The sequence below is a fragment of the Pseudomonas jilinensis genome, assembly GCF_003586265.1.
Taxonomy (GTDB): Bacteria; Pseudomonadota; Gammaproteobacteria; order Pseudomonadales; family Pseudomonadaceae; genus Halopseudomonas; species Halopseudomonas phragmitis.
This window is the reverse complement of sequence record NZ_QJSA01000016.1, coordinates 70,313-94,583: the sequence shown is the minus strand read 5'-3', so window position 1 is coordinate 94,583 and position 24,271 is coordinate 70,313. Positions and strand designations below refer to the sequence as shown.

Below are 24,271 nucleotides of genomic sequence, written 5' to 3'. Positions count from 1 at the left end.
CAAAACACCGTCAAGACTTTTTCAAACGAATACGGGCAAATTTTTTCTTGCCCGCCTGGCAGACATGCTCGCACCCCAGAGCGAATACAAAATCCTTGTCCACTACCTGGCCATCGACCTTGACCGAGCCCGCGCTCAACAGATCGCGCGCCGCCGCGGCATTCTTGGTCATGCCCGCACGGTTAAGCACCGCCGACACCGGCAGATCCTCAGCCGACTCCAGTTCGATCTCCGGCAGATCCTCAGGCAGCTCACCATCCTGCAAGCGATTGCCTGCCGATTTGTGCGCTGTTGCTGCAGCTTCTTCGCCATGGAAGCGCGCCACCAACTCTTCGGCCAACTTGATCTTGATGTCACGCGGATTGGCTCCCGCCTCAACATCAGCCTTGAACGCCTCGATCTCATCCAGGCTACGGAAGCTGAGCAGTTCGAAATAGCGCCACATCAAACTATCTGGCATGGAAACGATCTTGTTGTACATCTCGCCAGGACGATCATCGATACCAACGTAGTTACCCAGCGATTTGGACATTTTCTTCTCGCCATCCAACCCTACCAGCAGCGGCATGGTGATAATGACCTGAGATTCCTGACCATACTGACGCTGCAACTCTCGCCCCATCAACAGGTTGAATTTCTGATCGGTACCACCCAGCTCGACGTCGGCACGCATAGCCACGGAGTCGTAGCCCTGAACCAGCGGGTAGAGGAACTCATGAATGGCAATTGACTGCCCACCCTTATAGCGCTTGTCGAAATCATCGCGCTCAAGCATCCGAGCCACAGTGTATTTACCAGCCAACTGAATCATGTCAGCAGAGGTCAGCTTGTCCATCCAGGTGGAATTGAACATCACCTGTGTCCTGGCCGGATCGAGAATCTTGAACACCTGCTCTTTATAGGTCTCGGCATTGGCCAACACCTGCTCGCGAGTCAGCGGCTGGCGAGTAATGTTCTTGCCCGAGGGATCACCGATCATGCCGGTGAAGTCACCGATCAGAAACAGCACCTCATGCCCCAGATCCTGAAACTGACGCAGCTTATTAATAAGCACGGTATGCCCCAGGTGCAGATCGGGAGCGGTCGGATCGAAGCCAGCCTTGATGCGCAGCGGCGTCCCGCGCTCGAGCTTGGTTCGCAACTCACTCTCGACAAGAATTTCATCCACTCCGCGCGCAATCAGCGCCAACTGCTCATCAACCGGCTTCATAACTCAAGGAATCCTGTTATCGGGGTCTCACGAAAGGGAACCAAACATACAACATTGCGGACCAATTACAAGTTTGGCCGCCACTGGGGGCAGAGCGCCGTCGTGCCATAAAGCTGACGAGCACAACGCTGTAAAACTGACGGGCGGCAACACCGAAAGCTTGCCATGAGGCACTTTCGGTTATAATTTAGCAAGTTAGTTCACTTTTTTCAGATTCGAGCATAAGAGCGCTTATGGGTAACCACAAGTCAAAAACACCGCGCTACCCGAAGAGTCACCTCGTGGCGGCCAGCGGTATCGCAGCAGCGCTGAGCATTTTCCTGCTCGTCATTCCCACCACCGATGTTGAAGCCAAAAAGACATTAATCCCTCTGGAGCTGGAGGTGCCGCCAACGCTTGACGCCAATGTCAGCGGTTCGCGCTTCTCTGAACAGTTGGACGCGCTGATCAACGAAACCGTCACACTCCCCGCCGCACCGCTTGAAGTGCGCAAGCGCAACGAGCCACTGGTTACCGTTGAGGCGACTTCTGGCGGGGACATGAGTCAAGACTACAGTAGCGATACCGCCAGCCAGCCAGCCAAAAGCGACTGGCTAAGCATCACCGTAGCCAGCGGCAATACACTGTCAGTACTGTTCAGCCAGGTCGGCCTGTCGGCCGGTATCATGCATTCCGTATTGAACAGCAGCAAGGACGCCAAGCGCTTCACCCGCCTCAATGTCGGCCAGGTCCTTGAGTTCAAACTGGACGACCAGGGCGAGCTGCTCAGCCTGCGCAGCAAGATCAGCGACCTGGAAACCATCCGAGTCGATCGCGCCGAGCAGGGCTACGCCTTCAGCAAGGATGTGATCGAGCCAGAAGTGCGCACGCGCTTCGCTCACGGCGAGATCAACAGCTCGCTGTTTTTGGCAGCGCAGCAGGCCGGCATGTCGCATAACCTGACCATGCAGATGGCTAACATCTTTGGCTATGACGTGGACTTTGCCCGGGACATTCGCACCGGCGACAACTTCGAGGTACTGTTCGAGGAACTGCATGTCGGCGACAAGCGTGTCGGCACCAACAACATTCTTGCCGCACGCTTCACCAACCGCGGCAAAACCTTCACCGCCGTGCGTTATACCGATCGCCAGGGTCATACCAGCTATTACCGCGCAGACGGTACCAGCATGCGCAAGGCGTTCATCCGCACGCCAGTAGAGTTTGCCCGGATCAGCTCGCGCTTCAATCCCAACCGCCGACACCCGGTACTCAACAAGATCCGCGCCCATAATGGCGTCGACTATGCAGCCCCGACCGGCACGCCAATCAAGGCCACCGGTGACGGTCGCATTGTTCATATCGGCCGCAAGGGCGGCTACGGCAACACGATCATCGTGCAACACGGACAGAAGTACAAAACCCTGTACGCCCACATGAGCCGTTACGCCAATGGCCTGCGCAATGGCAGCAACGTCTCTCAGGGTCAAGTGATCGGTTACGTTGGCATGACCGGCCTGGCTACCGGCCCGCATCTGCACTATGAGTTTTTGGTCAACGGTCGCCATGTTGACCCACTGCGAGTCGACCTGCCGGTTGCCGATCCTATCCCGCAAAGCGAGCGCGCAGCCTTCATGAGTATCAGCAACCAACTCATGGCCAGCATGGACCAGAGCCGCGAAACCCAAGTCGCGCTGCTGGACCGGTAATGACCAATCTGTATGTCGGTATCATGTCAGGCACCAGCCTGGATGGTATCGACATCGCTTTGACCCGCTTCAACGCAGGGCGTCAAGCTGAACTAGTCGACGCCCTGTGCCTGCCTTTCCCCGTCCAACTCCGTGAAGAACTGCTTAGCCTGTGCCAACCCGGCGACGATGAATTACGCCGTGCGGGTCTGGCGGGCCAAGCCTGGGCTCGACTGGCAGCCGATGGCGTCCTGCGCTTACTGCGGCGCAACCAATTGGCAGCCGACCAGATTGAAGCCATTGGCAGCCACGGTCAAACCCTGCGACACCACCCCGAACTTGGTTTTAGTTGGCAGGTTGGCGCCCCCGCTCTCTTGGCCGAACTGAGCGGTATCCGCGTGATCAGCGATTTTCGCAGCCGCGACCTGGCCGCTGGCGGTGAAGGTGCTCCCCTGGTTCCGGCTTTTCATGACTGGCTGCTGCGTGACAACGAGGCTTGCCGAACGCTGGTCAATATTGGCGGCTTCGCCAACCTGACGGTCATGCGCCCAGGCGAACCGGCCGTAGGCTTTGACAGCGGCCCCGGCAACGTATTACTGGACGACTGGATCAACCTGCACCTGGGCAAAAGCTTCGACAGCAATGGTGATTGGGCGCGCAGCGGACAAATCCAGGCGGAACTGCTGCGCAGCATGCTTGATGACCCTTACTTTCATCGCCAGGGCCCCAAGAGTACCGGCCGCGAATACTTTCATCGCACCTGGCTAAACGCCCGACTCAAACAGCTTGACCTCGCACCAGAGCCCCAGGACGTTCAAGCCACACTATTGGAACTGACAGCACAATCCATTGCCCACGCCGTGCGCACCCATGCCGCCGATAGTGAAGGCGTATTCATTTGTGGCGGTGGTGCCAACAACACCCGCCTGCTGGAACGCCTGCAGAACCTGCTGCCCTCCATCACAGTGAGCACTACCGCCAGCCTGGGCGTCCATCCGGACTGGATGGAAGCAATCGCGTTTGCCTGGCTCGCCTGGCGATGCCAGCAAGGACTGCCGGGCAACCTGCCGGACGTCACTGGCGCCAAGGGGGCACGCGTTTTAGGGGCAATCTATCCGGCCTGAACGACCGGACAGTTCAAATCGAGAAGGAAGAACCGCACCCACAGGTCGTGGTAGCGTTGGGATTGTTGATGACGAACCGCGAGCCCTCAAGCCCCTCTTGGTAGTCGACCTCCGAGCCCGCCAGATACTGGAAACTCATCGGATCAACCACCAGCCGCACACCGTCGCGCTCGACCACGGTGTCATCCTCGGCCAGCTCATCATCGAACGTGAAGCCATACTGAAAGCCGGAACAGCCGCCACCGGTAACAAAGACCCGCAGACTCAAACGCTCGTTGCCCTCCTCCTCGATCAGCGAGCGCACCTTGCTCACGGCGCTGTCGGTGAAGGCCAGGGGGGTGGGGATAAAGACTTCAGCAGTGGACATACAACCTCCGGCGGCCGGATGCCGCGCACATCAAGGGTGTATTATCGTTTTCCCCGAGTCTTTTGGTCAACTATTGTCCACAGGCTCGGACTCCTCCGAGGCAAACGCTGGAGCAGGCAAGGGCGCCGAAGCCACCACAAAATCGGACTGAAAATGCAACTGGCCGCAAACCTGCGCCCCCATCACCATTTCCATAAACCGGTAGTACACATCACCACTGATACGCGCCTTGGCGTCCAGTTCCAGATGCTCTGGGGCATGCACATCGCCAACCACTTCGCCGTTGACCAGCACATTGGGAGCGTGAATGACGCCCTCGACATAGCCGTGCTCACTGATTCGTACCAGGCCCTGCTCCGCATGGATATTGCCAATCACCCGACCATCCACCTGCAGCGCGCCGGTAAACCGCAGATCACCTCGAATCTCAGCGTCCTGAGCGATAATCGTGGTCTTGCCATTGAATTGGCTGAGATCGGCTTTCTTGTGCTTGTCAGCTCCCCACATCAGGGTCGTACTCCTGTCACTGTCCAATCAAAAGTCTGCTCAACCAGGGTCTTGCCATCCTGCTGCGCACTCAACAGCACGCGCTCAGGCTCAAAGCCTTCTGGCAGCGTCAGTTCCGCCGCACGGCTATTGCCAGGTACTACCTGAAAGTACCGAAAATCCAACTCTAGCCCTTCATCATTCTCAAGCTCACTCAGGGCCGATAACGGCAAGGTAACACTCCTGCCGCCCTGCTTTCCTTGCAGGCGCACCAACAACCGTGCCTGCACGGTATCGCTTTCGCTGCCCACCCTGCTGACCATGACTTTGTACCGGAAAACCTGTGGCGATTCTGTGGCGTGCAGCTCAAATGCTTGAATCCGCAACCCAGGAGTCAGTGCACTGGGAGCCAGCGCCCCCTGATACTGAGCCAAATCCTGCTGCAGACGAAACAGTTGTTGCTCAAGGTCATGAATCACTTCACGCCCCTCGCTGACCGATTCGCGGGCCACCAACAAATCGACTTCGAGTTGCTGGTAACGCTGCCGGTTGCCATCCAGCTCCTGCAGCAACTCGGACTGACGCTGCAGCAGTTCGGCATGGTCCTTGAGCAGTTCGCGCTGGGTTTCGAGCGCCAGACGCCAGCCAAGCAAACCGCTAATCGGTACCGCGAGAAACAGCAGCGCCAGCAGAATCCCGCGCCACAGTCGGGCGTACTTGCCATTACGCGGCATGAACACCACGTCCTGTTCACGCAGCGGCGCCCGTTTCTTGAAGTTGACCATCAGGGCATCAGCGCCGGATGCGACAATCCCAGGGTTTCTTCCAGCCCCATGGCGATGTTCATGTTCTGCACAGCCTGGCCAGATGCGCCCTTGACCAGGTTATCAATCACCGACAGTACGACCACCAGATCGCCCCCTTGCGGGCGATGCACAGCAATTCGACAGGTGTTGGCACCCTTGACGCTTCGAGTTTCGGGGTGGCTGCCTGCCGGCATCACATCCACGAACGGCTCAGCGGCATAGCGCTGCTCGAACAGCGCCTGCAGATCGACCGAGCGATCCTTGACGCTGGCATAGAGAGTGGCATGGATACCACGAATCATCGGAGTCAAATGCGGGACAAAGGTCAGCCCCACCGGCTGACCCGCTGCCAGATTCAGGCCCTGACGAATTTCCGGCAAGTGGCGATGCCCAGCCACAGCGTAGGCCTTCATGCTCTCGGAGGCTTCGCACAGCAGCGAGCCGACGCTGGCGCCGCGTCCTGCGCCACTGACGCCGGACTTGCAGTCAGCAATCAGTTGAGCTGGATCCGCCAACCCTGCCTCCAATAGCGGAATCAGGCCAAGCTGCGTGGCAGTTGGGTAACAGCCCGGTACTGCTATCAGCCGGGCACTGCGAATTGCCTCGCGATTGACCTCCGGCAAACCATAAACTGCCTGCTCCAGCAGTTGCGGCGCCCCGTGCGGCTGGCCGTACCAGCGGCTCCACTCCTCGGCATCGCGCAGACGAAAATCCGCCGACAGGTCGATGATCCGCGTCCCGGTCGCCAGCAGTTCACCCGCCAGCGCATGGGCAACACCGTGCGGCGTAGCGAAAAACACCACATCGCAGGCACCGAGGCGGTTCACATCCGGCACGCTGAACGCCAGCCCGTCATAGTGACCACGCAGGTTCGGATACAGGTCGGCCACCTTGACCCCGTCCTCGGAGCGCGAGGTAATGACCTCGACCCGAGCCTGCGGATGCTGCGCCAACAGTCTCAGCAACTCCACTCCGGTGTAACCGGTACCTCCGACAATGCCGACCTTGATCATGACTGCTTACCCGCCTATTTCCGAAACTTGAGTTGAAGGTGAATGGTTTATGATAAGAGCGCTAGCGAAAATTACCAGCGCGCGCCCTCGGGAATACTTATGGAGCCTGTCCGTGTATCTATGGATCAAAGCCTTTCACATCATCGCCGTCGTCACCTGGTTCGCCGGGCTGTTCTATCTCCCGCGCCTTTTCGTTTATCACGCCATGAGTGAAGACCGCGCCAGTCAGGAACGGTTCAAGGTCATGGAGCGCAAACTGTACCGCGGCATCATGATCCCCTCGATGCTGGTCGCGGTAGGGCTGGGTATCTGGATGCTGTACCTGGTGCCAGCCTGGCTGCAGCAGGGCTGGATGCACGCCAAGCTGGCACTGGTGGTCGCCCTGATCGGCTACCACCACGCCTGCGGCACCATGGTCCGACGCTTTGCCAATGACGCCAATCGCCGCTCCCATGTGTTCTATCGCTGGTTCAATGAAGCGCCGGTACTAGTCCTGGTTGCAGCCGTCATTCTGGTGGTAGTCAAACCGTTCTAACCGGCCATCACTGCCCGCTCACGCGCCCATTCGCGCAGCGCGTGTAAGCGCTCGGCCATGACTACCGATAGCGGTGAGGTCTGGCCGAGCGCTTCCAGCACATGCTCATTGCCGACCGGCTGCTGACGTGCGGCCCCGGCATAGACGGCTGTGACCACTGCCTGCTCGATTTCCGCCCCGGAAAAGCCCTCGCTGGCCGCCGCCAGGGCCGGCAGGTCGAACTGCTCGGGCAGCAATTCTCGCCGAGCTAGATGAATGCGGAAAATATCGCCACGCACCGCCAAGTCGGGCAAGTCGACGAAGAACATTTCATCCAGCCGGCCCTTGCGAATCAGCTCCGGTGGCAACTGACTGACATCGTTGGAAGTCGCCACCAGAAATACCCGGGTCTGACGCTCAGCCATCCAGGTCAGCAGACTGCCAAGCAGGCGCCGTGAAACGCCCTGATCCGCCGAATCCGGAGCAATGCCCTTTTCGATTTCGTCGATCCACAGCACACACGGCTCCATGGCATCGGCCATCTGCAATGCTTCGCGCAGGTTCTTCTCGGTTTCACCAATGTACTTGTTGTACAGCGCCGCAAAGTCCAGACGCAGCAGCGGCAACCCCCAGAGCCCGGCTACCGCCTTGGCCGCAAGGCTCTTACCGGAACCCTGCACACCAACCAGCATTACCCCCTTGGGCACATCCTTGAGCGCCCCAGACTGGGTGAAGGCTACCTGCCTGTCCGCCAGCCACTGCTTGAAGCGCCCCAGACCGCCAACGTCGGCGAACCGCGCGGTATCCTGCTCGAAACTGAGTACGCCCTGCATGTCGAGCAGCTCGAACTTGGCCTGATTCAGAGCCGGCAGATCTTCCTGGGTAATCGCCCCATCGTCGACGATCAGGTTACGCGCCAGCCGCCGCGCCTCAGCCTGGGTGGTACCGCGCAGGTTACGCACGACCTGTTCCAGGGTCCGGTTATCGGTCCGCACCCTACGCCCCTGGTTCTGCTGACTCCAGAGCGCCGCCTCTTCCCGCACGATGGCAGCCAACTGGTCATCGGACGGCATACGGAGGCTGAAGCGGGCCGCCAGACGGCTAAGCTCGGCCGGCAGGTTCAATGCATGACTGACCAGAATGATGGTCGGTGCTTGCTCGCCAGTCTCCATGGCCAGCGCCTTGAGCTGGCGTACCAGGCGCGAAGAATCCAGAAACGGATGCAGGTCGCAGAATACGTAAAGGCCGGGAGCGGCATCACGCAGAATCTGCTCCAACGCAACCTCCGGGTCACAGGTCTTCTGCCCCGGATCGACATCCGCCCCAAACCCCAGGCGCGACAATCCATCGACCTGATTCCAGGTGTACCAACTCAGCGCCCGCTTGATCGCCAGTGAACCGATGGTTTCCAGCACCCGGCGTTCTTCCCAGGACTCGATCACCACCAGCTTGACCTTCGAATCCAGCACCAGCCCGAGATCATGTATATCGTTCTTCAACACAGCCTCCCTGTGAGCGGCGGATGCCATTCCGGCCGCGGACGGTTACACTGGATGCACTATATAGCCAATGATGAGGAGCACACAGTGGATTGTCTGTTCTGCAAGATCGTCGAGGGCAAGATCCCGGCGAAAAAAATCCATGAAGATGATCAGGTAGTGGCCTTTCACGACATCAATCCGCAGGCCCCGGTACATTTTCTGGTGATTCCGAAAAAGCATATCGCCACGCTCGCCGAACTGACTGAGGCCGACAACGCCCTGGTGGGTCATATGGTCTTCACCGCTCAGCGCCTAGCCCGGGAACTGGGTTGTGAAGCGGGCTTTCGTACCGTATTCAACTGCAATGAACAGGGCGGGCAGACCGTCTACCATATCCACCTGCACGTCCTCGGTCAGCGCCAGATGACCTGGCCGCCAGGTTGATCTCAATCAACCCCCGAATGGCCCGGCTGCAGGTATACTGGCCGGGCATTTTCAGGAGTACTCCATGAACAGCCGCCATTACAGTTTGCTCGACCGCCTGCTGACCCAGGCCGATCAGTCCCTGCGCACCCTGGTTCCCGGTGCTGCCCAGGCTCAGCGGCCATCGCCCGCCGCCCAACTGGCCAATGTACCCATGGATGATGAAGAGCGCCGCCATATCGCCGGCCTGATGCGCATCAATCACACCGGCGAGGTCTGTGCTCAGGCGCTCTATCAGGGCCAGGCGTTGACGGCCAAATTGCCGGATGTTCGGGAAAAGATGGAGCATGCTGCGGCCGAGGAAATCGACCACCTGGCCTGGTGCGAGCAGCGCCTGCGCGAACTCAACAGTCAGCCCAGCGTCTTCAACCCACTGTTCTACGGACTGTCATTCGGTATTGGCGCGGCCGCCGGATTGATCAGTGACCGGGTCAGCCTCGGCTTTGTCGCCGCCACCGAGCAACTGGTTGAGCGTCATCTGGACGATCACCTGGCCCAGTTGCCGGAAGAAGACATCAAGTCGCGGGCGATCCTCGAACAAATGCGCGAAGACGAAATTGAGCACGGCAATCAGGCCTTGGATGCCGGAGGGGTAGTGTTCCCGCCTCCGGTCAAGGCAGCCATGGTACTGCTGTCCAAAGTCATGACCAAGGCCACCTACCGGACCTGAGCCCGGTAGGTGCGCTCAGTCGATCTCGACAATTTCGTAGTCGTGGCTGATCTCGACGCCTCCACGCCCGAGCATGATCGAAGCCGAGCAGTACTTTTCCGCCGACAGCTCGACCGCGCGTTTGACATGAGCTTCCTTGAGCCCCTTGCCACGGACCACGAAATGCACGTGAATACGAGTGAACACCTTGGGTTCACTATCGGCACGCTCGGCGTCGAGCAGGGCATGCACATCGCGAATGTCCTGGCGGGCCTTTTTCAGGATGCTGACCACATCGTAACTGGCGCAACCGCCCAGACCGATCAGCACGGTCTCCATCGGACGAACGCCCATGTTGCGGCCACCGGCTTCTTCCGGCCCGTCCATGACCACGGTATGACCACTGCCGGATTCACCAAGGAACATGGCTCCGTCAACCCATTTGATATGCGCTTTCATCGTGTTTCTCCCGCCAGACACCCATTGTTCGAGGTTGCGCAGAATACCACAGTCGTCGACCCCACCATGGCATACTGGCCATCACCGGCAAAACTGGACATAATCGCGATTGGTCTCAGCACGAGGCTTTTAATACCACTCTGCCATCACAACATACCCGACACAAGAATCGGCCAGGATATAGCTAATGGTTCCTATCACCTTGACTCCTAAAATAAAAAATCTCGATGCATTCCTGACCCACTGCCACCGCCGTCGCTTCGCCGCCCGCAGCACCATCATCCATGCCGGAGACAGTTCTGACAGCCTGTTCTATATCGTTAAGGGCTCAGTCACCATCCTGATTGAAGATGATCAGGGCCGCGAAATGATCATTGCTTACCTCAACCAGGGTGACTTCTTTGGGGAAATGGGGCTGTTCGATCTTGAGCAAAGCCAGCAGGACCGCAGTGCCTGGGTGCGCACCAAGACCGAGTGCGAAGTCGCAGAAATCGGTTACAGCAAATTCCGGGAAATTACCCAGCACGACCCGGAACTACTGTACTCGGTAGGCCGGCAGATGGCTGAGCGGCTGCGTAACACGACCCGCAAGGTCGGCGACCTGGCCTTTCTCGACGTCACCGGACGAGTTGCCCGCACCCTGCTGGACCTGTGCAAACAGCCTGACGCCATGACCCATCCCGACGGGATGCAGATCAAGATCACCCGCCAGGAAATCGGCCGCATTGTCGGCTGTTCACGGGAAATGGTCGGACGGGTACTCAAGGGCCTGGAGGATCAGGGCCTGATTGAGGTCAAGGGCAAGACCATGGTGGTCTACGGTACCCGCTGAGATCGGGCTATCATTGATGAGGCCGCCTGACGGCGGCCCATGGCCTCAGGTACAATCGCCGGACATTTTCCTGCCTGCGAGGTGAACATGGGCCTGAACAACCAGTGGATGCAGCGTGACCTGTCGGTGCTGTGGCATCCCTGCACCCAGATGAAAGACCATGAACACATGCCGATCATCCCGATCCAGCGCGGCGACGGTGTGTGGCTGCATGACTTCGAGGGCAACCGCTACATCGACGCGGTCAGCTCCTGGTGGGTCAACATCTTCGGCCACGCCAACCCTTATATCAATCAGAAGGTCAAGGATCAGCTCGATCAGCTCGAACACGTGATCCTGGCTGGCTTCAGCCATACCCCGGTAATCGAGTTATCGGAAAAGCTGGTGGCCATGACCCCCGCGCCGCTGACTCGCTGCTTCTACGCCGACAACGGCTCCTCATGCATCGAAGTGGCGCTGAAAATGAGCTTCCATTATTGGCTCAACAGCGGCAAACCGCAGAAAAAGCGCTTCATCACCCTGAGCAACAGCTACCACGGCGAGACCCTGGCGGCATTGGCGGTCGGCGATGTCGGGCTGTACAAGGAAACCTACCAGCCACTGCTGATGGATGTGATTACCGTCCCATCGCCGGACTGCTATTTCCGCGAGTCAGGGCAAAGCTGGGAAGACCACAGCCGCGCCATGTTCGCGCATATGGAGCAGACCCTGGCCGAGCACCATGAAGAAGTCGCAGCAGTGATCGTCGAGCCGCTGATCCAATGCGCCGGCGGCATGCGCATGTATCACCCGGTCTACCTGAAACTGCTGCGTGAAGCCTGCGATCGTTATGGCGTACACCTGATCCACGACGAGATTGCCGTCGGCTTCGGTCGCACCGGCTCACTGTTCGCCTGCGAGCAGGCCGGCATTGCTCCGGACTTTCTGTGCCTGTCCAAGGCGCTGACCGGCGGCTACCTGCCGATGGCCGTATGCCTGACCAACGACCGCATCTACCAGGCCTTCTACGACGACTACGAAACCCTGCGCGCATTCCTGCACTCGCACAGTTACACCGGCAACCCGCTGGCTTGTGCTGCCGCACTGGCTACCCTGGAACTGTTCGAGCAGAACAACGTGATCGAGGCCAACCGCGCGCTCTCGGCACACATGGCCAAGGCCACCGCGCACTTCGCCGAGCACCCGCACGTCGCCGAAGTGCGCCAGACCGGCATGGTCCTGGCGATCGAGATGGTCAAGGACAAAGCCAGTCGCGAAGCCTACCCCTGGCAGGAGCGCCGCGGCATCCGGGTCTACCAGCATGCGCTGAAGCACCAAGCGCTGCTGCGCCCGCTCGGTAGCGTAGTGTATTTCATGCCGCCCTACGTGATCACTCCGGAACAGATTGACCATCTGGCCAGTGTTGCCTGGGAAGGTATTCAACTGGCGACCAGGGACTGAGCCGTGCGGGTCTCGCGCTTTTACTGCAACCAGCCACTGGCCAGCGGCGAACTGACGCTCGACGGCGATCTGGCTCACTATATCAGCCGGGTGCTGCGTCTCGGGGCGGGAGCGCCAGTGCAGCTGTTCGATGGCAGCGGCCAGGAGTGGCCGGGCACGGTGCTGGAAGCCAGCAAGCGCCAGGTTTGCCTGCGCCTGGACAAACCGCTGGACGGCCAGCCTGAATCGCCGCTGCATACCCACCTGGGTCAGGTAATGTCGCGCGGCGAGCGTATGGACTGGGCGATCCAGAAAGCGGTCGAACTGGGCGTCAACGAAATCACTCCGCTACTCAGCGAGCGCTGCGAGGTCAAGCTGCAGGGTGAGCGCGCCGACAAGCGCCAGAGCCACTGGCAACAGGTGGCAATCAGCGCCTGTGAGCAGTGCGGACGCAGCCGGGTTCCGGTGGTACACGCCCCGCAGCCGCTGGAGGCCTGGCTCGACGGGCTTGCCGCCGAGCTCAAGCTGGTTCTGCATCATCGTACCGAACAGAGCCTGACCAGCCTGGATAAACCGGCAAGCCTGGCGCTACTGATCGGCCCTGAAGGCGGGCTCAGCAGCAGCGAAATTGCCCAGGCCGAAACCCGTGGCTTCATTGCGGCCAGCTTTGGTCCAAGGGTTTTGCGCACAGAGACCGCTCCGGTGGTTGCCCTGAGCGTTTGTCAGCATCTGTGGGGCGACTTCTGACGAACCTCGGTGAGCAAGCCAGAACTCGCTGGCCAACAACTCCAGGCGCAAAACCAGCTCCGCCAACTGCCCGGCATGGGCATCGTTACGCTGCATCGCCTCAGCACTCTGCTCGCTACTCTGGCGAATCCGCTGCAGACTGCAACTGATCTGCTCGCTGACCTGACTCTGCTGCTCAACCGCCGCGGCAATCTGTACGCTGGCCTGACTAATACCAGCAATGCGCCGCTCGATGCCATCCAGCGCCCGGGTTGCCTCGGTCACCCCCTCAACACATTGGTCGACCTGAACCAAACTGGCCTGCATGGCGCTGACCGCTTCGCGACTGCCCTGCTGAAGCGTTTCGACTGACTCGCGAATGCTGGCGGTCGACTGCTGGGTGCGCCCGGCCAATGCCCGTNACTGACTCGCGAATGCTGGCGGTCGACTGCTGGGTGCGCCCGGCCAATGCCCGTACCTCATCGGCAACCACGGCAAAGCCGCGTCCCAGCTCACCGGCCCGCGCCGCCTCGATGGCAGCATTGAGCGCCAGCAGATTGGTCTGTTCGGCAATCGCATTGATCACCCCGACCACTTCGCTGATCCGCTCACTCTGCGCGGCCAGCCGTTGCAGGCGTTCACTGGCCTCTCCGATCGCCACCGTCAGCTGCTGCATTTGCTGGCCGGTCTGCTCGACCACCCGATGCCCGTCACTGGTGGCCCGCTCTACCCCCTCGGCATCATTGGCAGCCTGCTGGGCGCTGTGCGCCACCTCCTGAACGCTGGTGGCCATTTGCTCAACGGCGGCAGCCACCTGATCGGTTTCATCCTGCTGACAGCGATTGACCTGATTGCACTGACGCACCGCCTCGACCATCTCGCCGCTCTGTTCGGCCAATCGCCGGGCCGCATCACTGATACGCCCGACCAGCGCTGCAGCCTCAGCCTCCTGCATAGTGAAGGCAAACTCCAGCTGCCCGAACTCATCCCGGCGACCACTGTAAAGCCACTGACTGAGCGGATTGTCGCCCACCTGACGGGCACGCTGGACCAGCGCCCGCAACGGTCCAAGCTGTTGCCACAGACCCGCCAGCAGCAGCAGGTAGACCAGGCCCAGCATAGCCAGCAGACCGGCAGAGGCCAGCCCCAGCGCCAGCGCCGCCAGTCCGGCTCCGCCCAGCAGTCCGGCACCGCCCAACGCCAGCCGACCGAACAGACCCAGCACCGGCAGACGCATGGCCCTGGGCGCTTTGCCGGCCTGCAGGGCGGCGTAGCAATCCTCCGCCGCCGCAACCTGTTGGCGTGTCGGCCGCGTACGTACCGACTGATACTCCACCACCTGACCATTCTCGTGGACCGGGGTAACGTAGGCGCTGACCCAGTAGCAATCACCCGACTTACTGCGGTTCTTCACCAGCCCCATCCAACTGCTTCCGCGCTTCAAGGTTTCCCACATCTGCCGGAACGCCTCGGGCGGCATATGCGGATGGCGAATGATATTGTGGTTCTTGCCTATCAATTCCTCGGCGGCATATCCGCTGATATGGACAAAGGTTGGGTTGGCATACGTAATAGCGCCTTTCAGATCCGTGGTGGTCAGAAGGTTGTCCCCTTCCTGCAACAGCACTTCACGATCAGTAATCGGCAAGTTGATTTTCATGCTGTCTCTCGAGTGCAGTTTATTGTTATTCAGCCCCTAGGCATCCCTGCAGCAACTGCTCCAGTGCCTTTCCGGACATGGGCCGTCCGAGCAGAAATCCTTGCCCAAGACAGCACCCCTCGCCCAGCAGCAGCTCAATCTGATCCTGTCGCTCAATACCCTCGGCCACTACCTTGAGCCCCAGACTGCGACTCAGACCGATAATGGCCCGGCACAGACTCTGCTGCTTTGGATTGCTGTGGACTTCGTTAAGAAAGCTGCGATCGAGCTTGATCACGTGCAGCGGAAAGCGGTTGAGATAACCCAGGGAACAGTAGCCCGTACCAAAATCATCCAGGGCAATCTTGACGCCCATGGCAGCCAGCTCGCGCAAACTGGCCAGTGTGCTGCCCGCCTGATCGATCAGCAGGCTCTCGGTAATTTCCAGCACCAGTTTCCGGGCGGGCATTGCGGTCTTTTGCAGGATCTGCCGCAAACGCTCGACAAAGTCTGGCTCCTGTAACTGCAGACCAGACAGGTTGACCGAACAATACAGGTTGGGCGCACTCGCCTGCCACTGACGGACCTGGAGGCAGGCCTGCTCAAGCACCCAATAACCTACCGGAATAATTTCACCCGACTCTTCCAGCACTGGAATGAATGCAGCCGGAGCGACCACTTCCTCTCCATGCTGCCAGCGTAGCAATACTTCGACCGCTACTGGCTGCTCGCTCCGGTCAGGCCGCAGGTCAAACACCGGCTGAAAATGCAGCGTGAACTCATTGCGCTGCAACGCCTGCAGTACATTGCTTTCAACCTTCAGGCGCTGACGCACACGATCTTGCATGCTCTGGTCAAAGCGTTTGAAACGAGCCTTGCCGGCTTCCTTGGCACTGTATAGAGCCAAGTCCGCCGCCTGAAGGGCATCTTCCAGCCCTTGCTCGGGGAGTATTGGCGCCACACCGATACTGGCGCTGACCACCAGACTCCGCTCCCCAAGGCACAGCGGCTGGCGCAGAGCAACCAGCACCCGTGCGGCAACCTCCTCGGCATCCTCAATGCAGGCCAGGTCATCGAGCAACATGACAAACTCGTCACCACCAAACCGGGCCAGATGATCACCACCGCGCAGGCAGCCGCGCAGACGCTCTGCCACATGTACCAACACCCGATCACCAGCGGCATGGCCGAGACTATCGTTGATCAGCTTGAAGCGGTCCAGATCAATGAACAGCAAAGCCGCATGACGGGCCCCTGGGCGGCTCAAACGACGTGCAGCAGCCAGCAACTGCAGGTTCAATTGCTGGCGATTTATCAGCCCGGTCAAAGGGTCGTGTCGCGCGGCATATTCCAGCTGTCGCTGAAAATGCTGACGTTCGCTGATATCAGTCTGCGACCCGGCAATGCGCCGTCTGCCTTCGGCATCGCGCTCCATAACACCACGGGTCAGAACCCAAAGGTAATCGTCGTCGAACTGACGAATTCGATATTCATGATGGATCCAGGGCTGACGTCCCTGGACATGTTCATCGATAGCCCGCCGCAACCCCGGCAGATCATCAGGGTGAACCCGCTCAAACCAGTGTGCCGAACGTTGGCCAACCTGTTGCTGGGCAAGGCCGAGCATATTGGCCCAGCGCTCGGATACGTACAGCAAGTCATGCTCAAGATCCCAGTCCCAGATGCCGTCATTGGCTCCTCTGAGTGCATGCGCATAGCGCGCTTCGCTGGACTCCAGCGCACGGTGTTCGGCAGCGATATAGGCCTCGGCGGCCAGGCTCATATCGAAGAACACAATCTTCAACAGACTGTCAAAGGCTGCCAGAAGCTCCTGCCGAACTGGCTCACGAGGGTCATCCAGCCAGGCTTCAAGCACCCGGCTAAGGAATAACCGGTAAGCTCCGAGATACCACTTCAGCTCGACCCCGACCCGCTCATGCACTTGCCCGATCTGCACTCGTTCGCGCAAGTAATCAATGCTGATACGCCCCTCAAACAAGCCTCGGTAGTAGGCCCGCTGCCGCCCCTTGAGTCGCCCCACAACCTCGGCATCACGCAAGATCGCTGCCGGCTCAGCATAACGCCCCAGACGCTCGTACAGTTCCTCGACGAATCCAGCGCTGACTACTTCTGCTGCGCCGGCAAGGGCACGCAGACGCTCACCGTCCTGCTCACTCCAGTCAAGGTAGTCCAAGCGCTGCCGAAGTCCGGCACCCTCGAGCCCCAAGCGGTCGAGCAACTGGGTCAGCACGACTACTGCTTCCATGTCCGTATTACCTCGTGGATATAACCGCTTGTCGTTATTGTTGACTGCTGAATTTCAGGCAATAAAAAAAGCGCCACCCCCGAGGAGAATATAAATCCTCGGGGATGGCGCTTTGTCTTTCAGGCCCTTATGTCCTGACCGGCAAAGCCGTCAGCATTTCATAGAGCTTTAAGCTAGCCTAGCGTGCCGATACTGGCAAGCTTTCCAGCAATAGCTGAAGGCGCTTGCGCAAACCACCCAACTGTTTCGAGCGAAAGGCGTGACGGGTCTGCTCAAGGGTATGAATAGCCTCAAGCAGCTCACTGGCGATGCGGCCCACATCGTTCAGCCGCTCAGGCGCCAGCCACCGGCACAACGGCGCCTGGGCACAGTCTTCGGGCTGGCATAGCAGCTCACAATCGAGCGCCGCCTCATCCAGCAACCGGGCAATGACCTGGCGTTGCCGGTTATCGGCACTAACGACAACTTTCAGCGGTTTGCTCATGAAGAAAGAACCAATGTGGCATTCATTTGATATCACATTAAACCACACATTTATCATGGCTTTATAGTCTTCCCAGAGATAGACAACCGCCTGAAATTCACTCCACTTTTTCCAACTCTGTCACTACATAGCCACTATCCTGCTGCTCGGCCCTGAAGCGCACCTTGTCACCTGGGGCCAGTGACTCCAACTGCTCGGCCACAGTGACGCGAAACACCATGGTCATCGGCGGCATCTTGAGGTTGTCGATCGGGCCGTGGCGCAGAGTGATGCGCTGACCGGCCTGATCGATGCGGCGCACTTCGCCCTCGCTGAAGTCGTGGCTAGTGGCAAATGCGCTGGAGCCCAGCAGCAAACCCAGGCCAAGTACGATGGTTTTGATCAGTTTCATGGGAATGTTCCTCGTTGTAGTTAATGGTTGTGTCGAGCCAGTTTTGGCTCGCTGACTTGAAGCGCTCCCAGCATGCCGGCCTGGTAATGGCCAGGCAGCAGACAGGCGAATTCAAAGCGTCCGCTGCGGTTGAAGGTCCAGATCAGAGTCTGGCTCTGGCCTGGGTCGACATGCGCCATCCACGGCTCGTCATGCTCCATGTCCGGGAACTGGGCCATCATCTCGGCATGTTTGGCCAGTTCCTCGGCGCTCCCCAGCACCAACTCATGTAGCAACTGGCCCTCATTGCGAATGACCAAGCGCAGGGTTTCACCTTCACGGACCTCCAGGTGGTCGGGATAAAAACGCATGCGATCATCCATGCGTATCACCACTTCACGATCAACTGCAGACTCATCTCCAGCGATACCCCAGGCGGTTTGTTCGGGCGGCAACTGCGGTCGCTCGCCATGGTGGGCCGGGCCGTGAGCCAAGACGTTCAGACTGGCCAGACTGATCGCCATGGCCAGACCAGTGCTCAGCAGAGAATTGTGCATATAAGTCTCCTGTTCGGTTCAATGGCCAGCATGGCCGGAAGGTTTACGCACTTGCACATCGACCGCCGGGGCGGCAGTTTCAGCCTTGAAACGTGCAGGCTCCGGGAGCGGCCCGGTCCATTCATAGGCCTGGGTGCCCGCTGGCTGGCGATACCAGCCCGGATCGCGATAATCGTCGGCGGCCAGCCCCTCACGCACCTTGAGCATGGTGAACATGCCGCCCATTTCCACCGAACCATAGGGGCCATCGCCGCTCATCATCGGCAAGGTGTTGTCCGGTAGCGGCATTTCCATTTCGGTCATATCGGCCATACCGCGCTCACCCATGACCATGTAATCCGGAATCAGCCGGCTGATCTGGGTAACCACCTTGCGGTGGTCAACGCCGATCATCGTCGGCACGTCATGCCCCATGGGGTTCATCACGTGGTGACTCTTGTGGCAATGGAACGCCCAGTCGCCCGGCTCATCGGCGATGAACTCGATCTGACGCATCTGCCCGACGGCGATATCGGTGGTCACTTCCGGCCAACGCGCCGACTTTGGCACCGGGCCACCGTCGGTACCGGCTACCTCGAACTCATGACCATGCAGATGGATCGGGTGATTGGTCATGGTCAGGTTGCCGATTCGCACCCGAACCCTGTCACCCTTGCGTGCCACCAACGGGTCAATGCCGGGGAATACCCGGCTGTTGAAGGTCCACAAATTGAAGTCGAGCATTTCCATGATCTTCGGGGTATAGCTGCCCGGCTCGATTTCATAGGCGTTGAGCAAAAAGCAGTAATCCCGGTCAGCCTCGTCGATATCCGGGTGCGGCTGGCGTGGATGAGTAATCCAGAAGCCCATCATGCCCATGGCCATCTGTACCATTTCGTCGGCATGCGGGTGATACATGAAGGTGCCGGGCCGCTTGGCCTCGAATTCGTAAACGAACGTCTTGCCGGCCGGAATCGCTGGCTGGTTGAGGCCGGCAACCCCGTCCATACCATTGGGCAGGCGCTGACCGTGCCAGTGGATACTGGTGTGCTCCGGCAGCTTGTTGGTGACGAAGATCCGCACCCGGTCTCCCTCCACAACCTCAATGGTTGGCCCTGGCGACTGGCCGTTGTAACCCCACAGGTGCGCCTGCATACCGGGCGCCAGTTCACGGACCACCGGCTCGGCTACCAGATGGAACTCTTTGACCCCATTGTTCATCCGCCAAGGCAGCGTCCAGCCATTGAGGGTGACCACTGGGCGGTACGGCCGACCATTAGCCGGTTCAAGCGGTGGCGCGGTATCCGGGCGGGTTTGAATCACAGGTTCCGGCAAACCGGCCAGGGCGACCCGGCTGACGGCCGAGCTGGCGACGGCGGCGGTCAGCGCCCCGGCACCCAGAAAAAAATCACGTCGTGAGACCATATTCAGTGTCCTTTGGCAGGCGTACTAACAGGAGCGGCGGCAAGACCGGGGGCACTGGGGCTGACCGGCCCAAAGTGCACCAGATCCAGCTCGGCCTGGGCCACCCAGAAATCACGCTGGGCCTGGAGATAGCGGTTGACCGTGGCGATCTGCTCACGGGCATCGGCCAACAGATCGAAGACCCCGATGAACATGCCGTTGTAACGCAGCAGCTGTTCTTCGCTGATGCGCTGGCGCAGCGGTACGATTTCGTCACGATAGTGCGCTGCGACATCCCAGGCATTGCGGTAGCTCAGGTAGCTTTCACGCACCTGCGAGCGGGCATTGACCGCCACCTCGGCGGTACGCTGTACGGTCTGCATGTACAACGCCTCGTTGCGGGCCATGCGCGCACCACTCCAGTCAAACAGGGGCAGTTCAACGCTGATCTCGACCCCACGCTGGACCGGGTCCTGGTTCGAGCTGTTATGTTCCAGCCCCAGTTCCAGCACATTGATAAAGCGGGTCGCGCGGCCCAGCTTGAGGTTGTCGGCCATACGCTCGGCTGCCAGCCTGGCCGCCTGCACATCCAGTCGGCTGAACATGGCCTGGCGTTCGATCTGAGGTTGATCGAGTGGGGCAGTTGGCAACTCCGGCATCCGCTCGGGCAAGCTGAACGCCAGCTGTTCACCCCATACGCCGAGCTGGCGGATCAAGGCTTCGCGACTGGCCATCCGTTCCCGCTCGGCCTGCAGCTGGCCCAGCGCTGCCTCGGCATAGAAGCTCTGCTCGCGGGCCTGCTGCAAGGTGTTGTAGTTGCCGACAACAGCCATGCGCCGGGCCAGTTCGGCGGCGGCTTCGGCAGCCTCCATGACCTGCTTGCTATAGGCCAGACTCTGCTCGGCTGCTACCGCCCGATACCAGGCAATGCGGGTCTGGGTCGCCAGCCGGATCACCTCCAGGCTGACCTCCTGCTGCACCTGTTCGGACTGGCCTTCGGCAATCCGTCGAGTCATCGGCAGAGCAATCAACCGGGCCAGGTTCAGATGCAGACCCCGCTCCCATTCCACCTCACTGCCCCGACTAACCCGGCCGATTGAAAACCCGGGATTGGGCACGCGACTGGCCTGAACCCGCTCAGCATCGGCAATGCCCAGATCGAACAGTCGAGCCTGCAAGCCTGGGTTATTCAGCAAAGCCACTTCCACAGCCGCCTCCAGACTCAGCGGCTCGGCCAGCAATTCATCGACCCGCTGACGAATCGCAGGGTCAGCTTGCTCGCTCCTGGCCCAGTGCAGTTGCGCCTGTCCAGTCACCTCGACACTGTTCTGCTCGACCGCCTGCAACGCCTGCTGTGGCGCCAGACTGGCACAGCCAGCCAGCATCAGCAGCCCAACCAGCAGTGACCCCACGCGTAGCGCGGAGCCAGACATGCGTATAGACATGATCTCGACTCCTCAATGGGCGTGATGCTGGTGACTGGGGTGGGGCGCAGGGGCGGCAGCATCCTCAGACTGGGATTGACTCGCCTCCCAGACTTCAGCGGCATAGCTCTGCCAACCGCCAATGCGGCCCACCTCATCATTAGCTTGGCGCCAGTCGCCCGGAGCCTGGGGCTTCCAGCCGTGATACTGACCCAAGGGGGAATGGTAGTTCTGCACCGGGACCGATATATCGGCCCAGGGCTCAGCCTGGGCGAGCGACTGGGCTGAAAGCACAAGCCCGCCGCAGCCTAAGGCTGTGGTCAACAAATAACGAGTGAACATGGTCACCTCTCAATGGTTGAACGCCCGTTCTACGGGCAACAGCTCGGCCACCAACGGGCCGGCACCATCAAAGCAGGTGGTTACGGGGAGGTCGTCGCGGAGTATCGCCGACATGACCGGCGAAGTAGGAGTACAGCAGCGCAGCGGGCGCTGCCGGAGACAGGGACACACCCAGTTCAGAAGGTGAGGTCAAAGCCCCGGTGGCATGGCAACTACCGGCACATAGCGGGCAGTCAAGATGCAGCGCCGGTGGCGCATCATCAGCGTCATGCCCGGAATGCATGCCATGCCCTGCAGCATGAGCAGCCGCATGATCAGCCCGATCCAGGCTTTGTTCATGGGCCTGACTGGCCAGACACAGCGGCAGCAGCGCATTGGCCAGCGCCTGCGTTGGCAGGAGCAGCATCAGCAACCACAACATGATTGTGCGCGTCTGGGGTAACGGCATTGGCCGGTCCGAAATATTGATAATGATCAATTATCCTACACATCACTCAGCCTGACTGCCAGCGCCACAGAGCAAACCCGGATAACCGAAGCGATTGTCGTATACTCGACGGCCGACTCAAGCAGCCCGGTAATGATATGGAACTCTGGCACATCGCCCTGATCGCCCTGGGCGGCTTCGCCGGTGGCGCGATGAACGCCCTGGCCGGTGGCGGCACTTTCTTTTCCTTTCCCGCACTGCTGGCCGCCGGGGTCACTCCGGTCAGCGCCAACGCCACCAACGCGGTGGCTCTTTGGCCCGCCAGTCTGGCCACGGCCTGGGCCCTGCGTCCGGAACTGCGACGCCTGCCCTGGCGCGATTACCTGCGCCCGCTACTGATCGCTGCCGCCGTCGGCGGCTTGCTTGGTGGGCTGCTGTTGCTGCTGACCAGTGATCAGGCCTTCTTTACCCTGATTCCCTGGCTACTGCTGATCGCCACCCTGCTGTTCACCTTCAGTCGTGTCATCGGTCAGGCCGTTGAGCGTCTGGCCCGGCGCCCGCGCGAGCCAGGCCGGCTGGGGCCGGTCGGCTTTATCTGTCAGTGGCTGGTCTCTGTGTACGGCGGTTTCTTTGGTGCCGGCATGGGCATCATGATGATTGCCAGCCTGGCGATTGCCGGGCGCACCCAGGTGGTCGAAATCAACGCGATCAAGAGTCTGATGTCGTCGGTGATCTACAGTGTGGCGGCCCTGACCTTCATCATTGCCGGCGCGGTGCACTGGCCAGCGCTGGCGATTATGCTCGGCGGCACCCTGCTGGGCGGTTACTGCGGCGGGCTGTTCGCCCGCGCCCTGCCGGACGCTTGGCTACGCGCGCTGGTGATTCTGATTGGCTGGGGGCTGACGCTGTTCTACTTCTACGAGGTGTATCATTGATTGACCCTGCCCAGGCCCTTGGGTAATGTTCAGCCGATTCCCGTTCCGCCCCCGACCGAGGTAGCCACATGGCCCGGAAAAAGACCACCATTGATTTCGAGCAGTCGCTGACCGACCTGCAAGCGCTGGTCGAGCGCCTGGAAAGTGGCGAACTGAGCCTGGAAGAGTCCTTGACCGCCTTTGAGCAAGGCGTAGCCCTGACCCGCGACTGCCAGCAGGCACTGACCCAGGCCGAGCAAAAGGTCCAGCAACTGATCGAACGTAATGGCCAGGCCGACACCGTACCTTTTGACGCAGAGCGTGACGACCAACCCGAATGAGCGATTTCAACCAGTATCTGAGCGCCTGCCAGCAACGCATCAACAGCTTCCTGACCGACCAGTTGAACAATGACCAGGCGCGTCTGGAGCGGCTGTTCAGCGCCATGCGTTACAGCGTCACCATCGGCGGCAAACGGGTACGCCCGCTATTGGTCTATGCCGCCTGTGAAGCGCTGAACGGTCAGCCGGCCCAGGCCGATGCAGTAGCTGGCGCGGTTGAGCTGATTCATGCCTACTCACTGATTCATGATGACCTGCCGGCCATGGACGATGACGATCTGCGCCGTGGCCAGCCGACTTGTCACAAAGCCTTTGACGAGGCCACCGCCATTCTCGCCGGTGACGCCCTGCAAGCCCTGGCGTTCGACTGGCTGGCCAGCTTGGGCGAGTATGCCCCAGCCACCCGGCTGCACATGGTGCAGATACTGGCACGCGCCGCCGGCCCACTGGGCATGGTCGGCGGTCAGGCCATTGACCTGGGCGCTGTCGGGGAAAAGCTCGATCTGGCCACCCTGGAAAGCATGCACCGGCACAAGACTGGAGCGTTGATCAGCGCCAGCGTCCAGCTCGGCGCACTGGCCAGCGGCCAAGCCAGCGAACCTCAGCTCAAGGCCCTGGCCCAATATGCCGAGTCCATAGGCCTGGCCTTCCAGGTTCAGGACGACATTCTCGATATCGAAAGCGATACCAGCGTGCTGGGCAAGCGCCAGGGCGCCGATCTGGCCCGCGACAAACCCACCTACCCAGCATTGCTTGGACTGCAGGGCGCCCGCGACCTGGCCAGCCAGCTACGCGATCAGGCCCTGGACAGCCTGAGCGGGTTTGGCACTGGCGCAGAGCGCCTGCGCCAGTTGGCTGACTATATCGTCCAGCGCCGCTTCTGAATCA

General features: G+C 60.1%; 25 protein-coding genes and 3 pseudogenes. 11 read left to right on the top strand and 17 right to left on the bottom strand.

Going from position 1 to position 24,271, the window contains the following annotated elements; all coding sequences use genetic code 11:
• Positions 1 to 10 precede the first annotated feature (10 nt).
• On the bottom strand, positions 11 to 1,210 hold the full coding sequence (gene tyrS / locus C2846_RS16410) for a tyrosine--tRNA ligase (protein ID WP_080048626.1): 1,200 nt from the start codon (positions 1,208 to 1,210) through the stop codon (positions 11 to 13).
• 233 nt (positions 1,211 to 1,443) lie between these two features.
• Here tyrS and C2846_RS16405 point away from each other — a divergent pair, with 233 nt between their 5' ends.
• Together C2846_RS16405 and C2846_RS16400 are read left to right on the top strand one after the other, a co-directional pair.
• Complete coding sequence (locus C2846_RS16405) at positions 1,444 to 2,898, top strand: OapA family protein (protein WP_080048627.1); 1,455 nt, start codon at positions 1,444 to 1,446, stop codon at positions 2,896 to 2,898.
• On the top strand, positions 2,898 to 4,001 hold the full coding sequence (locus C2846_RS16400) for an anhydro-N-acetylmuramic acid kinase (RefSeq protein ID WP_080048628.1): 1,104 nt from the start codon (positions 2,898 to 2,900) through the stop codon (positions 3,999 to 4,001). Before C2846_RS16405 ends, C2846_RS16400 begins: the two co-directional genes overlap by 1 nt.
• A 13-nt stretch (positions 4,002 to 4,014) precedes the next feature.
• Here C2846_RS16400 and erpA read toward each other — a convergent pair whose 3' ends face one another.
• From erpA to argC, 4 genes are all read right to left on the bottom strand, one after another.
• Complete coding sequence (gene erpA / locus C2846_RS16395; RefSeq protein ID WP_080048629.1) at positions 4,015 to 4,368, bottom strand: iron-sulfur cluster insertion protein ErpA; 354 nt, start codon at positions 4,366 to 4,368, stop codon at positions 4,015 to 4,017.
• A gap of 66 nt (positions 4,369 to 4,434) precedes the next feature.
• Positions 4,435 to 4,875 (bottom strand): bactofilin family protein, encoded by a 441-nt coding sequence (locus tag C2846_RS16390; protein WP_080048630.1) that lies wholly within the window; start codon positions 4,873 to 4,875, stop codon positions 4,435 to 4,437.
• Positions 4,875 to 5,639, bottom strand: coding sequence for a DUF6776 family protein (locus tag C2846_RS16385; protein WP_080048631.1), 765 nt, complete (start codon positions 5,637 to 5,639; stop codon positions 4,875 to 4,877). The genes C2846_RS16390 and C2846_RS16385 overlap by 1 nt, the downstream gene beginning before the upstream one ends.
• Positions 5,639 to 6,673 carry an N-acetyl-gamma-glutamyl-phosphate reductase gene (gene argC / locus C2846_RS16380; protein WP_080048632.1) on the bottom strand — a complete coding sequence of 345 codons (1,035 nt, stop codon included), beginning with the start codon at positions 6,671 to 6,673 and terminating at the stop codon, positions 5,639 to 5,641. Before argC ends, C2846_RS16385 begins: the two co-directional genes overlap by 1 nt.
• A 112-nt stretch (positions 6,674 to 6,785) precedes the next feature.
• On the opposite strand from argC, the gene hemJ reads away from it, so the two are divergent.
• Positions 6,786 to 7,208 (top strand): protoporphyrinogen oxidase HemJ, encoded by a 423-nt coding sequence (gene hemJ, locus C2846_RS16375; RefSeq protein WP_119701963.1) that lies wholly within the window; start codon positions 6,786 to 6,788, stop codon positions 7,206 to 7,208.
• Here hemJ and C2846_RS16370 read toward each other — a convergent pair.
• Entirely contained in the window at positions 7,205 to 8,686 is a 1,482-nt protein-coding gene (locus C2846_RS16370) for an AAA family ATPase (protein ID WP_119701962.1), read from the bottom strand. The genes hemJ and C2846_RS16370 overlap by 4 nt on opposite strands.
• An 87-nt stretch (positions 8,687 to 8,773) precedes the next feature.
• Here C2846_RS16370 and C2846_RS16365 point away from each other — a divergent pair, with 87 nt between their 5' ends.
• Both C2846_RS16365 and coq7 read left to right on the top strand, forming a co-directional pair.
• Positions 8,774 to 9,112 carry a histidine triad nucleotide-binding protein gene (locus tag C2846_RS16365; protein ID WP_080051600.1) on the top strand — a complete coding sequence of 113 codons (339 nt, stop codon included), beginning with the start codon at positions 8,774 to 8,776 and terminating at the stop codon, positions 9,110 to 9,112.
• A gap of 64 nt (positions 9,113 to 9,176) precedes the next feature.
• Positions 9,177 to 9,821, top strand: coding sequence for a 2-polyprenyl-3-methyl-6-methoxy-1,4-benzoquinone monooxygenase (coq7, locus tag C2846_RS16360; RefSeq protein WP_095626693.1), 645 nt, complete (start codon positions 9,177 to 9,179; stop codon positions 9,819 to 9,821).
• Between the two features lie 15 nt (positions 9,822 to 9,836).
• On the opposite strand, the gene C2846_RS16355 is transcribed toward coq7, so the two are convergent.
• Positions 9,837 to 10,259, bottom strand: a complete 423-nt coding sequence (locus C2846_RS16355) for an OsmC family protein (protein WP_080048636.1) — start codon at positions 10,257 to 10,259, stop codon at positions 9,837 to 9,839.
• Between the two features lie 187 nt (positions 10,260 to 10,446).
• Here C2846_RS16355 and crp point away from each other — a divergent pair, with 187 nt between their 5' ends.
• The 3 genes from crp (at position 10,447) to C2846_RS16340 (ending at position 13,257) form a co-directional block, all read left to right on the top strand.
• A complete protein-coding gene (crp, locus tag C2846_RS16350; RefSeq protein ID WP_080048637.1) occupies positions 10,447 to 11,091 on the top strand; it encodes a cAMP-activated global transcriptional regulator CRP in 645 nt (214 codons plus the stop codon).
• Positions 11,092 to 11,178: 87 nt separating this feature from the next.
• Positions 11,179 to 12,531, top strand: coding sequence for an adenosylmethionine--8-amino-7-oxononanoate transaminase (locus C2846_RS16345; RefSeq protein WP_119701968.1), 1,353 nt, complete (start codon positions 11,179 to 11,181; stop codon positions 12,529 to 12,531).
• Between the two features lie 3 nt (positions 12,532 to 12,534).
• Positions 12,535 to 13,257, top strand: coding sequence for a 16S rRNA (uracil(1498)-N(3))-methyltransferase (locus tag C2846_RS16340; RefSeq protein ID WP_080048638.1), 723 nt, complete (start codon positions 12,535 to 12,537; stop codon positions 13,255 to 13,257).
• 180 nt (positions 13,258 to 13,437) lie between these two features.
• Here the strand turns inward: C2846_RS16340 and C2846_RS19210 are convergent.
• The 10 genes and pseudogenes from C2846_RS19210 to C2846_RS18580 form a co-directional block, all read right to left on the bottom strand.
• Positions 13,438 to 13,719: pseudogene (locus tag C2846_RS19210) on the bottom strand (hypothetical protein); the annotation flags it as partial.
• Positions 13,693 to 13,912, bottom strand: a pseudogene (locus C2846_RS19205) (methyl-accepting chemotaxis protein); the annotation flags it as partial. The pseudogenes C2846_RS19210 and C2846_RS19205, both read right to left, overlap by 27 nt.
• 339 nt (positions 13,913 to 14,251) lie before the next feature.
• Positions 14,252 to 14,896: pseudogene (locus C2846_RS19200) on the bottom strand (PAS domain-containing protein); the annotation flags it as partial.
• A gap of 25 nt (positions 14,897 to 14,921) precedes the next feature.
• On the bottom strand, positions 14,922 to 17,141 hold the full coding sequence (locus C2846_RS16330) for a putative bifunctional diguanylate cyclase/phosphodiesterase (protein ID WP_119701961.1): 2,220 nt from the start codon (positions 17,139 to 17,141) through the stop codon (positions 14,922 to 14,924).
• A 178-nt stretch (positions 17,142 to 17,319) separates the two neighbouring features.
• Positions 17,320 to 17,625 (bottom strand): hypothetical protein, encoded by a 306-nt coding sequence (locus C2846_RS16325; protein ID WP_080048640.1) that lies wholly within the window; start codon positions 17,623 to 17,625, stop codon positions 17,320 to 17,322.
• 97 nt (positions 17,626 to 17,722) lie between these two features.
• Complete coding sequence (locus C2846_RS16320) at positions 17,723 to 18,016, bottom strand: copper-binding protein (RefSeq protein WP_080048641.1); 294 nt, start codon at positions 18,014 to 18,016, stop codon at positions 17,723 to 17,725.
• Positions 18,017 to 18,036: 20 nt separating this feature from the next.
• Positions 18,037 to 18,552, bottom strand: coding sequence for a cupredoxin domain-containing protein (locus C2846_RS16315; protein ID WP_080048642.1), 516 nt, complete (start codon positions 18,550 to 18,552; stop codon positions 18,037 to 18,039).
• Positions 18,553 to 18,570: 18 nt separating this feature from the next.
• A complete protein-coding gene (locus C2846_RS16310; RefSeq protein ID WP_080048643.1) occupies positions 18,571 to 19,956 on the bottom strand; it encodes a copper oxidase in 1,386 nt (461 codons plus the stop codon).
• A gap of 2 nt (positions 19,957 to 19,958) precedes the next feature.
• On the bottom strand, positions 19,959 to 21,380 hold the full coding sequence (locus C2846_RS16305) for a TolC family protein (protein WP_240638221.1): 1,422 nt from the start codon (positions 21,378 to 21,380) through the stop codon (positions 19,959 to 19,961).
• A 388-nt stretch (positions 21,381 to 21,768) separates the two neighbouring features.
• The gene (locus C2846_RS18580; RefSeq protein WP_131038233.1) at positions 21,769 to 22,122 is read right to left on the bottom strand and encodes a hypothetical protein; all 354 of its coding nucleotides are present in this window, start codon (positions 22,120 to 22,122) and stop codon (positions 21,769 to 21,771) included.
• Positions 22,123 to 22,286: 164 nt separating this feature from the next.
• Between C2846_RS18580 and C2846_RS16295 the strand changes: the two genes are divergently transcribed.
• The 3 genes from C2846_RS16295 (at position 22,287) to ispA (ending at position 24,267) form a co-directional block, all read left to right on the top strand.
• Positions 22,287 to 23,063 (top strand): sulfite exporter TauE/SafE family protein, encoded by a 777-nt coding sequence (locus tag C2846_RS16295; protein WP_080048646.1) that lies wholly within the window; start codon positions 22,287 to 22,289, stop codon positions 23,061 to 23,063.
• Positions 23,064 to 23,131: 68 nt separating this feature from the next.
• Complete coding sequence (locus C2846_RS16290) at positions 23,132 to 23,383, top strand: exodeoxyribonuclease VII small subunit (RefSeq protein ID WP_095626699.1); 252 nt, start codon at positions 23,132 to 23,134, stop codon at positions 23,381 to 23,383.
• The gene (gene ispA, locus C2846_RS16285; protein WP_119701959.1) at positions 23,380 to 24,267 is read left to right on the top strand and encodes a (2E,6E)-farnesyl diphosphate synthase; all 888 of its coding nucleotides are present in this window, start codon (positions 23,380 to 23,382) and stop codon (positions 24,265 to 24,267) included. The genes C2846_RS16290 and ispA overlap by 4 nt, the downstream gene beginning before the upstream one ends.
• The last annotated feature ends 4 nt before the right edge of the window (positions 24,268 to 24,271 follow it).

Bases quoted from the DNA above. Each gene is read 5' to 3' on its own strand.
- C2846_RS16310 (WP_080048643.1), bottom strand. From the start codon at position 19,956: ATGGTCTCACGACGTGATTTTTTTCTGGGTGCCGGGGCGCTGACCGCC.
- C2846_RS16290 (WP_095626699.1), top strand. From the start codon at position 23,132: ATGGCCCGGAAAAAGACCACCATTGATTTCGAGCAGTCGCTGACCGAC.
- coq7 (WP_095626693.1), top strand. From the start codon at position 9,177: ATGAACAGCCGCCATTACAGTTTGCTCGACCGCCTGCTGACCCAGGCC.
- C2846_RS16315 (WP_080048642.1), bottom strand. From the start codon at position 18,552: ATGCACAATTCTCTGCTGAGCACTGGTCTGGCCATGGCGATCAGTCTG.
- C2846_RS16400 (WP_080048628.1), top strand. From the start codon at position 2,898: ATGACCAATCTGTATGTCGGTATCATGTCAGGCACCAGCCTGGATGGT.
- C2846_RS16385 (WP_080048631.1), bottom strand. From the start codon at position 5,639: ATGGTCAACTTCAAGAAACGGGCGCCGCTGCGTGAACAGGACGTGGTG.
- C2846_RS18580 (WP_131038233.1), bottom strand. From the start codon at position 22,122: ATGTTGTGGTTGCTGATGCTGCTCCTGCCAACGCAGGCGCTGGCCAAT.
- tyrS (WP_080048626.1), bottom strand. From the start codon at position 1,210: ATGAAGCCGGTTGATGAGCAGTTGGCGCTGATTGCGCGCGGAGTGGAT.
- erpA (WP_080048629.1), bottom strand. From the start codon at position 4,368: ATGTCCACTGCTGAAGTCTTTATCCCCACCCCCCTGGCCTTCACCGAC.
- C2846_RS16305 (WP_240638221.1), bottom strand. From the start codon at position 21,380: ATGTCTATACGCATGTCTGGCTCCGCGCTACGCGTGGGGTCACTGCTG.
- C2846_RS16330 (WP_119701961.1), bottom strand. From the start codon at position 17,141: ATGGAAGCAGTAGTCGTGCTGACCCAGTTGCTCGACCGCTTGGGGCTC.
- C2846_RS16390 (WP_080048630.1), bottom strand. From the start codon at position 4,875: ATGTGGGGAGCTGACAAGCACAAGAAAGCCGATCTCAGCCAATTCAAT.
- argC (WP_080048632.1), bottom strand. From the start codon at position 6,673: ATGATCAAGGTCGGCATTGTCGGAGGTACCGGTTACACCGGAGTGGAG.
- ispA (WP_119701959.1), top strand. From the start codon at position 23,380: ATGAGCGATTTCAACCAGTATCTGAGCGCCTGCCAGCAACGCATCAAC.
- C2846_RS16355 (WP_080048636.1), bottom strand. From the start codon at position 10,259: ATGAAAGCGCATATCAAATGGGTTGACGGAGCCATGTTCCTTGGTGAA.
- C2846_RS16320 (WP_080048641.1), bottom strand. From the start codon at position 18,016: ATGAAACTGATCAAAACCATCGTACTTGGCCTGGGTTTGCTGCTGGGC.
- crp (WP_080048637.1), top strand. From the start codon at position 10,447: ATGGTTCCTATCACCTTGACTCCTAAAATAAAAAATCTCGATGCATTC.
- C2846_RS16405 (WP_080048627.1), top strand. From the start codon at position 1,444: ATGGGTAACCACAAGTCAAAAACACCGCGCTACCCGAAGAGTCACCTC.
- C2846_RS16345 (WP_119701968.1), top strand. From the start codon at position 11,179: ATGGGCCTGAACAACCAGTGGATGCAGCGTGACCTGTCGGTGCTGTGG.
- C2846_RS16295 (WP_080048646.1), top strand. From the start codon at position 22,287: ATGGAACTCTGGCACATCGCCCTGATCGCCCTGGGCGGCTTCGCCGGT.
- C2846_RS16325 (WP_080048640.1), bottom strand. From the start codon at position 17,625: ATGAGCAAACCGCTGAAAGTTGTCGTTAGTGCCGATAACCGGCAACGC.